10 protein-coding genes are annotated in these 13,408 nt (G+C 63.7%); 7 read left to right on the forward strand and 3 right to left on the reverse strand.

Annotated features, from left to right (window positions below; genetic code table 11):
* The first annotated feature begins 368 nt into the window (after positions 1-368).
* From glmM to priA, 3 genes are all read left to right on the forward strand, one after another.
* Positions 369-1,721, forward strand: coding sequence for a phosphoglucosamine mutase (glmM, locus tag H585_RS0117580; protein ID WP_027368786.1), 1,353 nt, complete (start codon positions 369-371; stop codon positions 1,719-1,721).
* A gap of 66 nt (positions 1,722-1,787) precedes the next feature.
* Positions 1,788-2,657, forward strand: coding sequence for a UTP--glucose-1-phosphate uridylyltransferase GalU (galU, locus tag H585_RS0117585; protein WP_005985812.1), 870 nt, complete (start codon positions 1,788-1,790; stop codon positions 2,655-2,657).
* A gap of 274 nt (positions 2,658-2,931) precedes the next feature.
* Complete coding sequence (gene priA, locus H585_RS0117590; protein WP_027368787.1) at positions 2,932-5,274, forward strand: replication restart helicase PriA; 2,343 nt, start codon at positions 2,932-2,934, stop codon at positions 5,272-5,274.
* A 101-nt stretch (positions 5,275-5,375) separates the two neighbouring features.
* On the opposite strand, the gene H585_RS0117595 is transcribed toward priA, so the two are convergent.
* From H585_RS0117595 to H585_RS0117605, 3 genes are read right to left on the reverse strand one after another with little or no spacing between them, the layout of a single operon-like run.
* Entirely contained in the window at positions 5,376-6,119 is a 744-nt protein-coding gene (locus tag H585_RS0117595; RefSeq protein ID WP_027368788.1) for an energy-coupling factor ABC transporter ATP-binding protein, read from the reverse strand.
* Positions 6,116-6,865: a cobalt ECF transporter T component CbiQ gene (gene cbiQ / locus H585_RS0117600; protein ID WP_027368789.1), complete on the reverse strand. Its 750-nt coding sequence runs from the start codon at positions 6,863-6,865 to the stop codon at positions 6,116-6,118. The genes H585_RS0117595 and cbiQ overlap by 4 nt, the downstream gene beginning before the upstream one ends.
* Positions 6,862-7,521 (reverse strand): hypothetical protein, encoded by a 660-nt coding sequence (locus H585_RS0117605; protein WP_027368790.1) that lies wholly within the window; start codon positions 7,519-7,521, stop codon positions 6,862-6,864. Before H585_RS0117605 ends, cbiQ begins: the two co-directional genes overlap by 4 nt.
* 315 nt (positions 7,522-7,836) lie before the next feature.
* Here H585_RS0117605 and H585_RS0117610 point away from each other — a divergent pair, with 315 nt between their 5' ends.
* From H585_RS0117610 to H585_RS0117625, 4 genes are all read left to right on the forward strand, one after another.
* Complete coding sequence (locus tag H585_RS0117610) at positions 7,837-8,835, forward strand: metal-dependent hydrolase (protein WP_027368791.1); 999 nt, start codon at positions 7,837-7,839, stop codon at positions 8,833-8,835.
* 19 nt (positions 8,836-8,854) lie between these two features.
* Entirely contained in the window at positions 8,855-9,736 is an 882-nt protein-coding gene (locus tag H585_RS0117615) for a DMT family transporter (RefSeq protein ID WP_027368792.1), read from the forward strand.
* A 485-nt stretch (positions 9,737-10,221) separates the two neighbouring features.
* Entirely contained in the window at positions 10,222-11,142 is a 921-nt protein-coding gene (locus H585_RS0117620) for a DUF362 domain-containing protein (RefSeq protein WP_027368793.1), read from the forward strand.
* Positions 11,143-11,164: 22 nt separating this feature from the next.
* Complete coding sequence (locus H585_RS0117625; protein WP_027368794.1) at positions 11,165-12,913, forward strand: 4Fe-4S binding protein; 1,749 nt, start codon at positions 11,165-11,167, stop codon at positions 12,911-12,913.
* The last annotated feature ends 495 nt before the right edge of the window (positions 12,914-13,408 follow it).

Genomic DNA, 13,408 nt, shown 5'->3' on the forward strand with positions numbered 1-13,408 from the left:
ATCGGCTCCACGAGCAGGTAAGAGCCTTCCTGCGTATTGATCCGGACGTGGACCCGGGGCGCTACACGCTGCCCTTCCAGGTCCGCCTTCCCGAACATACGACGCTGCTCAAGACCAGACCGGAGGCCGTGGAGATCACGGTCAGGAAATAGCCGCCAGGCTATCTCACGGCATGCTCATGGGCACGCTCATCTAGAGCAGATTGCTTTTAAGACGCCCGCTCCGGCGTTGACGGCGCAAGTGAATTGCGCCTGCGCCTGCGCGCGGCGGCAAGCCATGCCGACGCATGGCTTGCAGAGCATTTTCAAAAGCAAAATGCTCTAATAGTAGAAACAACGATAAACATGTCGAGGAGATGATATAGACCTATGGCCAAGAAACTGTTCGGCACGGATGGCATGCGCGGCACGGTGAACACATACCCCATGGTTCCCGAGATAGCCTTGCGCCTGGGACTTGCCGCAGGGAAGTATTTCCGCAACGGCTCGCGTCGCCATAAAGTAGTCATAGGCAAGGACACTCGACTGTCCGGCTATGTCTTCGAGACCGCGTTGACTTCGGGCCTGTGCGCTTCTGGCATGCACGTCATGCTGGTCGGGCCCATGCCTACGCCCGCCATCAGCTTTCTGACCCGCAACATGCGCGCTGACATAGGCATCGTCATCTCCGCCTCGCACAATCCTTTTCAGGATAACGGCATCAAATTCTTCGACCGCAACGGCTTCAAGCTGCCGGATGAGGTGGAAGAGGAGATCACGGCCATGGTCCTGGCGGAAGGAACCGACTGGGATTATCCCAGCTCTGACAAGGTGGGGCGCGCTTTCAAGATCGAGGACAGCCCGGGGCGCTATATCGTTTCGCTCAAGAATTCGCTGCCCCAGGCAGTGACCTTGGACGGTTTCCGCATCGTGCTGGATTGCGCAAACGGAGCCACGTACAAAGTCGCGCCCTTGCTTTTCGAGGAGCTCGGGGCCGAGGTCATAAAGCTGGGCGTCGAACCCAATGGACTGAACATCAATGAAAAGTGCGGTTCGCTCCATCCGGAAGTCCTGGCGGCCAAGGTCCGCGAGACCCAGTCCGGGATTGGCCTGGCCTTGGACGGCGACGGCGACCGGCTGATCGTCGTGGACGAGAAGGGCACGGTGCTGGACGGCGACCAGATCATGGCCATTTGCGCCAAGGATCTTGCCGAGCGGGGCGAACTGCCTGGAAATCTGCTGGTCGCCACGGTCATGAGCAACATGGCCCTGGAGGTCTTCATGCGGGACCTGGGCGGCCGGCTCCTGCGCACACCCGTGGGTGACCGTTATGTGGCCGAAGCGCTGCGTCGCGAGAGTGGTGTTTTGGGTGGCGAACAGTCGGGGCACATCATTTTCAGCAGGTATGCCACCACTGGTGACGGTATTCTTGCAGCGCTGCAATTATTGCGTATAATGCAGGAACGGGGAAAGCCGCTCTCGGAGTTGGCCAAGCTGTTGGAGCCCTATCCCCAGACGCTCATCAACGTGCGCGTGGTCCACAAGACGCCCTTCGAAGAGGTGCCGGCAGTGCAGAAAGCCCTGGTCGATGCCGAACAGAAGCTTGGCGGCCGGGGCAGGGTGCTTCTGCGTTATTCGGGCACGGAGCCCCTGGCGCGGGTAATGGTCGAGGGCGAGGACAAGGCTCTCGTCAAGCAGTTGAGCGAGGAATTGGTCGGCGTAGTCGAGGCGAGCTTGCGCTGAATAGCGCTCCGCCCAGGCCTGGCCCGGTTGAACCTGATCCGGTAGCACACAACAGGAGTCTGCCTAATGCGCATTACCCAGGTCGTTGTTCCCGTCGCCGGATGGGGCACCAGGTCGCTGCCCGCCACCAAGAATATTCCCAAGGAGATGCTCCCGGTCTTCAACAAGCCCGTGGTGCAATACGTGGTCGAGGAGGCCATGCGCGCCGGACTGACCGACGTGGTCTTCATCAATAACCAGAACAAGAAGATCATCGAGGATCATTTCGACTACAACCTGGCCTTGGAGGGCGTGCTCGAACGCGCCGGCAAGTACGACCTGCTCAAGGCCGTGCGCGACGTGGCCGAGATGGTCAACATCACCTCCGTGCGCCAGAAGGTTCAACTCGGCTTGGGCCACGCGGTGCTTTGCGCCCGCGACGTGGTCAAGAAGGATCCCTTTGCGGTCATGGTCGGCGACGATCTCATCTTCGGCGCCGAGCCCGGCATCAAGCAGGTCCTGGAAGCCGCGCGCAGCGAAAACATGGCCGTCGTGGGCGTCATGGAAGTACCGCCCGAGAAGGTTTCCAGGTATGGCATCATCCGCGCCGAGGAGTACGCGCCCGGTCGCTACCGCGTGCGCGGCGTGGTGGAAAAGCCGTCGCCTTCCGAAGCCCCGTCCCGTCTGGCTATTGTCGGCCGCTACGCTCTGACGCCCGAGATTTTCGAGCATCTGGAGCGCACGCAGCCTGGACACGGCGGCGAGATTCAGCTTACGGACGCGCTTCAGGCCATGGCCCGAAGCAATCGCCTGCTCGCGGTCAAGATCCGCGGCCAGCGTTTCGACAGCGGCGACTGGGTGGATTACCTCACCGCCAATATCTATTTCGCGCTCCAAGATGAGGAGTTGCGCTACGACTTGGTCAAGCGGCTTCAGGAGCTGCTGTCCTGCAAATAACGTCGGAGGCCTTGCCTCCTGCTGCTGTGCGGCCCTGGTCGGCAAACCCGGCCAGGGCCGCTTCTGTGTAGAGCATTTTGCTTTTGAAAATGCTCTGCAAGCCATGCGTCGGCATGGCTTGCCGCTGCGCAGGCGTAGGCGCAATTCACTTGCGCCGTCAACGCCGGAGCGGGCGTCTTAAAAGCAATCTGCTTTAAGGGACCATGGACAGCTGCCTCCCGCTGGGCGATGATGCGCGGGAATGCATGCCCGCTCCTGAAACCGTGGACTGACCATGAGCATACTCTGGAAAGCGGCCCTGTTGCGGCCGCCATTCGCCACCCTGACCTATGCCGCACCTGCCAGCCTGCCTGGCGAGGCATGGCGTGTGGGATTGCGCGCGCTTGCCCCGCTGGGCAAATCCCTGGCGGCCGTGGTGCTCGTGGGGCAGGAGCAGGTTCCACCCGAGGGCTGCGAACTGCGCGAGCTGCTCTGGCCACTGGAGCGCGAGCCGCTTTTGGGCCAGCCCGCGGTGGATCTGGCTGCGTCCCTGGCCGAGCGCCAGCTCATCTCCGTCGGCCAGGTGCTTGCCTCGGTGATCCCGGCTGGGCTGCGTTCAGCGGTAATGCGCTTCAGCGTCGCAGGTTTTGATTTTCCATCAGTCCTCTCGGCCAGAGACCTGGCCGCCATGGAGTCCGGTGCCTTGCAGCGCCTGGCCATGCTGTGGGCCCAGGGTCGCATGCGGCCGATTGAGCGCTCGGCACGCGATGAAGACTACGCCATCCTTAAGATCGATCCTCCCTGGCCCATACGGCCCGGAGCGGTGCGACAGTCCGAGATCCTCGAATATCTTCACGAGCGTGGGGCCGTGTCCAAGACACTCCTGCTCAAATCGCTGCCCAAAGGCGCGGATGCGGCCCTGCGCGGCTTGGTTAAACGCGGCCTGGTGGCCATCGGATTGCCGCCCGCCGATCAGGAAGATGAAGCGGCCTGCGCCGTCGATGTTTCTGGCCCTGTGTGGCCTGAATTTACGGTGGAACAGACTGCGGCATTGGCCGACATGACCGCGGCGATGGGGCAGCGGAACGGTCAAGCCAGGCTGCTGTACGGCATCACGGGCAGCGGCAAGACCATGGTCTATCTGCGCCTGGCCGAGGAGTGCCTGTCCTCCGGCCGCTCGGCCATACTCCTTGCGCCCGAGGTGGCCCTGGCCTGCTCTCTGCACCGCCAGGCCCGCGAGCGGTTGCCGGGATGGCGGGTGCTGCTGGTGCACGGCTACCAATCCCCGGCCAAGCGCGAACGGGCCTTCCGCGAAGTGGCCGCGGCCCGAGAGCCCATGGTGGTGGTGGGCACGCGGTCGGCTCTGTTCCTGCCCGTGCGCCGGCCGGGGCTCATCGTGCTCGACGAGGAGCATGACGAGTCCTACAAGCAGGACGAACGGCTGAACTACCAGGCCAAGGAAGTGGCCTGGGTGCTGGCCCGCCAGACCGGCAGCCTGCTCGTGCTCGGCTCGGCCACGCCCGATGTGAAAACTTTCCATGCCGCGCAGAACGGCCATGTGCCGGCTGTTCGCCTCATGCAGCGCGTGGGCGAAAGCCGCCTGCCGGAGGTGGAGTTGGTGGACCTGCGGGCCGAGCGCTCCTCGCCCCTGGCGCCGCTTTCGGTGCAGGCCCTGCGCGAAACCGTGCAGGCCGGCGAGCAGGCCATCATCATGCTCAACCGCCGGGGCTATGCGCCGCTGATGTACTGCCTGGACTGCGGCCAGACCGTGAAATGTCCGGAGTGCAGCGTCGGCTTGACCTTCCACCGGTCACGGGGGCGGCTGATCTGCCATTATTGCGGCCATGCCGAGGAATTCCCAATGCCTTGCCCGTCGTGCGGAGCGGCCAACTATCTGCCTCTGGGCGAAGGCACCGAGCAGTTGGAGGAGGTCCTGGCACACGTGCTCCCGCCCGAGACGGCCATTCTGCGCATGGACCGCGATTCCACACGCCGTCAGGAACGGCTGGAGGAGATCCTGCGCGAGTTCAGCTCGGGCAAGGCCCAGGTGCTCGTGGGCACGCAAATGCTCTCCAAGGGGCACCACTTTCCGGGCGTGACCCTGGTGGTCGTGGCCGATGCGGATCTGGGGCTCAACATGCCGGATTACCGCGCGGCCGAGCGCACCTTTCAGCTACTGGTGCAGGTCTCTGGCCGCGCCGGCCGTGGCGAGAAGCCGGGGCGCGTGCTCGTGCAGACCCGCGATCCGGGCAACGAGTTCTGGTCGCACGTGCTGGCCCATGACTATCAAGCCTTCTATGCCCAGGAACTGGAACTGCGGCGACGCTACGGTTATCCGCCGTTTTCGCGCCTGGCCCTGGTAAGAGCGAGCTATCCGCTCAACTGGGAGCAGGGGGCGCAGACCCTTGCCAAGCTGACCCAGGCCCTGCGCGATGAAGCAGCCGCTCGCGGCGTGCGCGCCTTGGGCCCCGCGCCTGCTCCCATTGCCATGCTGCGCGGCCGCAAGCGCTTCCATTGCCTGCTCAAGGCCGCGGACTGGCAATCCCTGCGCTCCGTGTTCGCCAAGGCCCATGAACTGGCCCCAGTCGGGGGCGAGCTTCGGTTGAGCCTTGATCTGGACCCGCTCAGCATGCTGTAAGATGTTCAAACCATTTTTTGGATATGGGGTCCAGGGGGCCGCGCTCCCTGGTGGGTGGGGTCCGGGGAGGGCAAAGCCCTGCCCGGTTTCTTTTCCGGCTACTACTCCTGGTGCACGTGTGGCTTGTCGCCGTGGATGTGCACGTGGGCATGTCTGTGGATGGACATTCGAGGCGAGCAGTCGATCTTGCCGTGCTCCATGGCGCAGAGCAGGCCCGTGGTGTGCTCCAGGAAATCCAAATCGTGGGAAATGATGACGTAGGATACGGGCAGGCCGCGAAGAATGCCGATGAGCCGCTCGCGCGTCTCCGGGTCCAGGCCCGAGGTGGGTTCGTCCAGCAGCAAGGCTTCAGGCTCCATGGCCAGCACGCAGGCCAGGGCCACCAACCGTTTTTCGCCCCCAGAAAGCTTGTGCGTCACGCGCTCCTCGAAGCCGGACAGGTTGAGCATGCCCAGGGTGCGCACGGCTGTCTCGCGTGCCTGGGCCGGCGGCTGCCCCAGGTTGAGCGGCCCGAAGGTCACGTCTTCCAGTACAGTGGGGCTGAAGAGCTGGTCGTCGGCGTTCTGAAAGAGCAGTCCAACGCGGCGGCGCAGGGCAGCGAAATCGTTTTCGGTACACGCCTCGCTGCCATTGAAGAACACTCGACCGGCTTGGGGCTTGAGCAGACCCATGAGCGCGAGGAAAAATGTCGTTTTGCCCGCGCCGTTGTGGCCCACGAGTCCGATCCGCTCGCCAGGTCGCAGGATGAAATCCAGGCCGTCCATGAGCCTTTCGCGGCCGGGATAGGCGAAGGTCAGCCCTTGGGCTTCAAGGATTGGGGGGGGCGCGGAATTGGCTTCGTTCATGCGAGGTCCATATAGAGCATGGTCGTCACGGCCACAAGGGCCAGCAGGCCGAAGGCCGCGTCGGCCTGTCCTGGCCTTGGCGAGTCCAGGCCCCGGAACACGCCGTCAAAGCCGCGGCAGAGCATGGCCTGGTAGACGCGCTCGGAGCGGTCCAGGCTACGCACCAGGACCATGCCTAGCAGATGAGCGTAGGTGCGATAGGTGTGCAGGTCGGTCCTGGGTCGGAATCCGCGCACGGCCGCGGCCGTGCGCAAGCGGTGATACTCCTCTCCGAGCACGAAGAGGTAGCGGTAGCTGAACGCGACGAGCTGGGCCAGATTCCTGGGCAGCCCCAGACCGGATAATGCGCGGCTTACAGCCGGCACGCCCATGGCCGAGGCCAGGGCCATGAAGGCCAGCAGGATGGCGTTGGCCTTGAGCGTGACGAGCAGTGCCATGGCCAAGCCCTGGCGGGTGGCTGCGAGCGGTCCCAGGCTCCAGATTGGTTCGCCTGGCGTGCTGAAGGGCAGAAAGAGCCACAGAAAGGCCACGAAGCCGTTGACCAGCAGCAGCCGCTTGAGAACCGGCGGCAGGCTCAGTCCCGACAAGGCCAATAGCAACAGGCCGCAGGCCAGGGCGGCAAGGGCGGCTGGAATGTGCGTCAGCACGGCCGCTGTGACGGAGAACCCGATCGCGGCAGCCAGCCGCATGCGCGGGTCCAGGCGAGAAAGCAGCCCGCCATGGGCCGTAAGGGGCTCGGAGATCACTTCTTCTTCCTGGCGGCAAGCCAAGCGCCTATGCCGGCCAGACCCACGAGCCAACCGATGCCGCCGACGATCTCGGGCACGGACGGGCCGGCTTGCATCTGCTCGGCGAGCATGCGCGTCACGGGCGCGAGCTTGCGTTCAAGGGCGCGCTCCACGGCCTGCTCAATGGCCTGCATGTCGGCTGAGACCTGCGGAGTGACGGCCGGGTCTGCTCCAGCCTGTCCGGAAGTTTCGACAGGTTTAGCCTGGCCCGACATCTCTGTCTGCTCCGACTGCTTCATAGATACCGCACCGGCCTGGACCATGTATTCGGCTGCGGGCACGATCCATTCGCCGGCATGGCCTTCGCCGGCCTTGAGCGCCACGCGCAGGTCCATGCCACGCGCGCGGACCGCTGGGGGAATCTCGAAGGAAAACTCACCCTGGTTGTTGGTCCTGCCGCTTACGAGCAGCTCGCCCGTGGCTGCGTCCATCACCTCGATGAGGCCGCTATGAACCTTGTTGTTCCGACTGAACTGGCTGGTGGTGCGCACCGTGTCGCCGTCGACCCAGGCGAAGACCGTGACCCGATGTGCCAGAGTCGGACACGGCAGAACAAGCGTGGCGAGGAGGATCAGGCAGGCCAGTTTGGATGCAATGCGAATCAGCGTGCTCATGCTGCCCCCGGAAGATCGTCTTGTTGCGGACATTCCCAAGTAGCAAATAAATAAAAAGAGTGCCACTGGTTTAAGCTCGACGGAGTACAGGTGAAGGAACTGGAGAAAGGCTTCCGCGTTCGTCTTCGCTTGAGGGTGCAGTCTCTGAGTTATTCATGCGACGGAGCACCCGTTGCACCTGGAAAGCCTGGGGAGTTCCCGAATCGGCGTACCCACTTCCGTTGCGGAAGCTGCCGTGGCAATTCAGCGAGCTGTTCAGGGGCGACACCAGATTGTGGTGGAAGCAGGCGTGGTTTGTAGGATAGAAGGGCGACCATGGATCCGGTAACCCACCTCGCAAGCGGAATATTGGCTGGTCAGGCTGTTCGGGATGGCTTCCTGCCCTGGAAGCGCATCATACCTTTTTGCATGCTCGCGGCCTGGATTCCCGACATCGACAATCTATTCTCGCTGCTTGGGCCTGGGCCGTACCTGCTCTACCACCGGGGCATCACGCACTCTTTCGTCGGCGGACTGGCCGTGGCCTTGCTGCTGGCGCTCGCGGCCAAGGCCTTCAACAGGTCGCTGGCGGCCTGGCGCGTAGCGGCCGTAGCCTACGGCTGCGTGCTCGCGCACATCTTCCTGGACCTCATCACCAATTACGGCACGCAGATTTATCTGCCGTTTACTCATGCGCGGGCCAGTTTTCCCTGCGTGTTCATCATCGATCCCTTCTTCACCTTGACGCTCCTGGCTTTCGGGACCCTGAGCTTCATGGCCAAGCCCAAGCGTCGCTTCTTCGCCGTGGTGGGGCTGGCCTGGCTGGTTATCTATCCGCTATCCAACGCCACCCTGCGCGAGAACGTGGGCAGCCTCTACGCGCGCAAGCTCGCGAGCCAGGGCGTGCCCTTCGATGGCGTGCACGTGCAGCCCGACGCCTTCAGCCCTTTGTGGTGGAAGATCATAGTGGAGCAAGGGGACACCTATCGCGTGACCTCCGTGAGCCTGCTGCCGGGCAAGGGCATGGACGGCTTCAAAACCTTTCGCAAAGCCGACCCGGCCCTGCTGGACAGCTTGGCCGCGCAGTCCGAGTTCGTGGACATCTACCGCTGGTTTTCCCGCTTCCTGGCCATGGAGGAGCAGGCCACGGAGCATGGCCGACTGGTGATCTTCCGCGACCTGCGTTTCCTGGTCATGACCCCGGCCGTGCAAGGGCTCATGGGCAACGGCGAGGCGCCTTTCGTCCTGCAGGTAGAGTTGGACGGCCAGGGCAGGCTAATGCGCGCGGTGTTCCTGCAACGCGGCGAGACAGTGGTCTTCCAGGCCGCCAACTGACCGAAGTCGGACCACGCGCATGCACTGGTTTCCCGCATCGCTGACGGTCGCGTTCCTGGCGGCATCCGAGGCTGCGCTGCTCAAGAAGTTCTTTGGCCGCGAGCGGCCCTTGCAGATGGCCGCTTTGCCCATGCTCTATATCCTGCCCGTGTTCCTGCCCCTGCTGGCCTTCATGCTCGCCTCGGGGCGAAGCCTGGCAGCTCCCGCCGAATTTTGGTGGATCACGGCCGCGCTCGTTCCGCTGAATTCCCTGGGCCTGCTGCTCCAGTTCGCGGCAGTGAACCTGTCCCCCTTGTCCCTGACCATGCCGCTTCTGTCATTCACGCCGGCATTCGTGGTGCTCGTAGGCTATGCCTGGCTCAACGAGACGGTCAGCCCGGCGGGCATGGCCGGCATCATGGCCATCGTGGCCGGCAGCTACGTGCTCAACCTGGGCAGTTTCCGTCGCAACGACGTGCTTGCGCCCTTCAAGGCCCTGTTCCGCGAGCCCGGCTCGCGCATGATGCTTTGGGCCTCGCTGATCTATGCTCTGTGCGCGGTCATGGGCAAGCGCCAGGTGCAGCTCATGGACCCGTTTTTCTCCGCCGTGGTCTTCTGGTGTCTGGCCGCGCCGTTTATCCTGCTGACTTTGCGCCTGACCGGACACATCCGCATCCGGCCCATGCTGCGCCGTCCCACCTTGGGCCTGGCCGTGGGCCTGGCCATGTCCGCCCATTTCCTGCTGCACATGTATGCCGTGGCCCTGATCCAGACAGCCTACATGATTTCCATCAAGCGCCTGAGCGGGTTGTTCAGCGTGCTGCTGGGCATGGCCATGTTCGGCGAGCGCAAGGTTGGCCCGCAGTTGGCCGGCTCCCTGCTCATGTTCCTGGGCGTGCTTGGCTTGACCTTGGGCGGTTAGAGCATTTTGCTTTTGAAAATGCTCTGCAAGCCGTGCGTCGGCATGGCTTGCCGCCACGCGTAGGCGCAGGCGCAATTCACTTGCGCCGTTAACGCCGGAGCGGGCGTCTTAAAGGCAATCTGCTTTAGGGCCTGTTAACGCTATATAATAACTACTGCTATTATAGCGCGTTACGTTTGAAGCAATTTCCCTGGGCCCTTATCTTCATTCATAAACTGCTTTAGTGTGAACAGGCCCTAGAGCATTTTGCTTTTGAAAATGCTCTGCAAGCCATGCGTCGGCATGGCTTGCCGCCGCGTAGGCGTAGGCGCAATTCACTTGCGCCGTCAACGCCGGAGCGGGCGTCTTAAAAGCAATCTGCTTTAGACGCGTTTCGTGCCGACTCTCCTTGCCCTGGCCATGCCGAGTTGCTAGGCTTGCCCCATTCGTGACCCGCCGGCCTTCATTCCCGAGGCCCGCGTCATCTCCAGAGCAGGGGGGCTTGCATGAAGCGCAGGGATTTCCTCAAATATCAGTTGCATGGTGCGCTCTGGCTGGCGGCTGGGGCATCTGGCCTGGTGAGCGCCGAGTCGTTGTTCGCGGAGGCCGCGCCCGACGTGGCCGTGGTCAAGGGCGCTCCCGGAGCGGCCACGCGTGCGGCGGTCGAGTTGCTCGGGGGCATGAAGGCCTTCGTCAAGCCCGGCCAGCGCGTGGTCATCAAGCCCAACATGAGCTTCCCTCACCCGGTGGAGCGCGGCTCCAACACCCACCCCGAGGTTGTCACGGCTTTGGCGGCCATGTGTAAGGAGGCCGGGGCCTCGCGCGTGCTTGTCCTGGATCATCCGCTGTCCAGCGCCGAGCGTTGCCTGGAGCAGTCCGGCATCCGCGAGGCCTGCCAGGCAATCGAAGAGGACATGGTGCACGCCTTCACCAGCCCGAGTTTTTACCGCGAGGCGGACATCCCCAAGGGCGAGGACATGAAGCGCAACCAGGTCATGCGCGACGTGCTGGAGGCCGACGTGCTCATCGCAGCGCCCACGGCCAAATCCCATTCCAGTGCGGGCGTCAGCCTGTCGCTCAAGGGCATGATGGGGCTCATCCTCGATCGCGGTGTCATGCACGGACGCCATGAGCTGGACGAGGCTATCGTTGACTTGGCCAGCCTGCTCAAGGCCGATCTGACGGTGATCGACTCGAGCTACGTGCTCACCACGGGCGGACCCTCCGGGCCTGGCAAGGTGATCAAGGCGGACACGGTCATCGCTTCGCGCGACATGGTCGCGGCCGACGCAACCTGCGTGGCGTCCTTCGAGTGGTACGGCCGCACGTTCAAGCCTCAGCAGGTCAACCACATCCGCCGGGCCGCCGAGCGCGGCCTGGGCCGTTTGGATATCGAAAACCTGCACACGCGGACCTTGACCCTCTAGCCGGAGCGCCTACCGTTCAGCCATGCAAACTCGTCGAGCTCCAGGGCGTTCCGGTCCGGCGCGCCTTCGTAATAAACGTCTGCGTCTGCCGCGCCCACGCGCGCAACGCCTCGTACAGGCCCTGAGCCTGACGCTCTTCCTGGGTCTGCTGGCCGCAGCCTTCGCCAACCTGGCCTCGCCCGTGGCGGAGAATCTATTTTTGCGTCTGGATCCGCTGGTGGCTTTGGGCACGGCCCTGAGCGCACGGGACTTCCCGGCCGGCATCGTGCCCGGACTGCTCGTGCTGGCCCTGGCCCCGCTGCTGGGTCGGCTGTTCTGCGGCTGGGTCTGCCCCATGGGCGCCACCGTGGACTGCGCCGACGCCCTGCTGGCCCGCCGCAGGCGGCTGCCCGGGAGTCTGCGGCAGGTCAAATACTGGCTGCTGGCGCTCGTCCTCGGCTCCGCGCTGCTGGGCGTCTCGCTTGTGTTCCTGGCCGCGCCCATGCCGCTGTTGACGCGCTTGTGGGGTCTTGTGGCCTATCCGCTCGCGGCTCTGAGCATGGAGAAAGCCTTGCCGCTCATGCGGCCGGTGGCCGACGCTCTGGATATCCGCACGCTGCTGTTTCTGGAGATCAGGGCCCCGCTTTTCGCTACCATGGGCTTCGTGGCCGTCTTTTTCGGACTTGTGTTCGCCGCCTCGCGACTTTCGCCGCGTTTCTGGTGCCGTTACGTTTGCCCAGCCGGGGCCAGCCTGGCCTTGCTTTCGCGCAGGCCCGTCTGGCGCCGCCGCGTGTCCGAGAAGTGCATCGAATGCGGCAAATGCCAACGCGCCTGCCCCATGCAGGCCATAGCTGACGATCCTCACGCGACGCGCCATGGCGAGTGCATCCTGTGCCGCGTTTGCGCGGGAGTCTGCCCGACGGGGGCTATCGATTTCCCCGTGAGCCTGCCTGTGCTGGATTCCCAAATTGCGCAGCCGACCATGGCTGGTCGGCGGGCCGTGCTTGCCGCCGGAGCCACGGGCGCGGCCGGACTGGTCGTGGGCGGCTTGGGTCTGGCCGCACCGCTGCAAGCCGCGACAGTTCGGCCTCCGGGCAGCGCCCCCGAGGACGAGTTCCTGTCCCGCTGCATGCGTTGCGGCCAGTGCGCCCTGGCCTGTCCCACGAACATCATCCAGCCCGTGTGGTTCTCCTCGGGTGTGCTGGGCGTGTTCAGTCCTGGGCTGACCCCTGTGCGCGGCTTCTGCGATCCGCATTGCCACCAATGCGGCAAAGCCTGTCCGACCCTGGCCATTCGGCCTCTGCCTTTGCAGGAACGCGTCTGGGCCAAACTCGGTACGGCCGAAGTGAATCGCGAGACATGCCTGGCCTGGAAGGACAAGAAGAAGTGTTTGGTGTGTGACGAGGTCTGTCCCTATGGGGCGGTGGAACTCAAGCCCGAGCCGGGCAACCCGGTCTATGTGCCGCACGTGGACGAGAAACGTTGTGCTGGCTGCGGCTATTGTGAGCACTTTTGTCCCGTGCGGCCCGCGCGGGCCATCCGCGTCGGCTCCAAGAATCAGATTCGCCTGTCCTCAGGCTCCCTGCAATCAGCCGCCCAGGCCACGGGGCTGTCCTTGTCGCTCAAGCAGGACAAGACCTGGGGCATCCCGGCCGGCTCCGATGAGCATGGTTTGCCTCCCGGCTTTTCGCCGCTGGAGGAGTCCGGCACTCCCGGCGCAGGCAGCGAGCCTTTGCCGCCGGGCTTTTCACCCTTGGAGCCCGAGCCTGCGGGAGGCAAGCCGTCGTCGTGAGATCTTGGCCGGGCAGGGGAGAAGGAAATCCCTGTCCCGGTCGAGTCGTTCCATTTTAGAGCATTTTGCTTTTGAAAATGCTCTGCAAGCCATGCGTCGGCATGGCTTGCCGCCGCGTAGGCGTAGGCGCAATTCACTTGCGCCGTCAAAGCCGGAGCGGGCGCCTTAAAAGCAATCTGCTTTAGGGCCTGTTCACACTAAAGCAGTTTATGAATGAAGATAAGGGCCCAGGGAAATTGCTTTAAACGTAACGCGCTATAATAGCTGTTGTTCTTATATAGCGTTAACAGGCCCTAGAGCAATTTGCGTTTGAACTGAGAGAGGGCGCTGCCCTCTCTCAGACTCTCTCCCGGCAGGGAGCGGCGCTCCCTGCACCCCCATTTTCTAATTTCATGTGCAAGGTGCTGTAAAAGCAATCTGCTCTAGGCTGCCCGTTCCTGCCGGGCGGGCGGAGCCATGAACTCCGGGCCTACGGGGTCCTTGACGAACATCTCG

Source organism: Desulfocurvibacter africanus subsp. africanus DSM 2603, from assembly GCF_000422545.1.
In the GTDB taxonomy this organism is placed as follows: domain Bacteria; phylum Desulfobacterota; class Desulfovibrionia; order Desulfovibrionales; family Desulfovibrionaceae; genus Desulfocurvibacter; species Desulfocurvibacter africanus.

Coding starts and splice junctions, on each gene's coding strand:
- glmM (WP_027368786.1), top strand. CDS start 369: ATGGCCAAGAAACTGTTCGGCACGGATGGCATGCGCGGCACGGTGAAC.
- galU (WP_005985812.1), top strand. CDS start 1,788: ATGCGCATTACCCAGGTCGTTGTTCCCGTCGCCGGATGGGGCACCAGG.
- priA (WP_027368787.1), top strand. CDS start 2,932: ATGAGCATACTCTGGAAAGCGGCCCTGTTGCGGCCGCCATTCGCCACC.
- H585_RS0117595 (WP_027368788.1), bottom strand. CDS start 6,119: ATGAACGAAGCCAATTCCGCGCCCCCCCCAATCCTTGAAGCCCAAGGG.
- H585_RS0117605 (WP_027368790.1), bottom strand. CDS start 7,521: ATGAGCACGCTGATTCGCATTGCATCCAAACTGGCCTGCCTGATCCTC.
- H585_RS0117610 (WP_027368791.1), top strand. CDS start 7,837: ATGGATCCGGTAACCCACCTCGCAAGCGGAATATTGGCTGGTCAGGCT.
- H585_RS0117615 (WP_027368792.1), top strand. CDS start 8,855: ATGCACTGGTTTCCCGCATCGCTGACGGTCGCGTTCCTGGCGGCATCC.
- H585_RS0117620 (WP_027368793.1), top strand. CDS start 10,222: ATGAAGCGCAGGGATTTCCTCAAATATCAGTTGCATGGTGCGCTCTGG.
- H585_RS0117625 (WP_027368794.1), top strand. CDS start 11,165: ATGCAAACTCGTCGAGCTCCAGGGCGTTCCGGTCCGGCGCGCCTTCGT.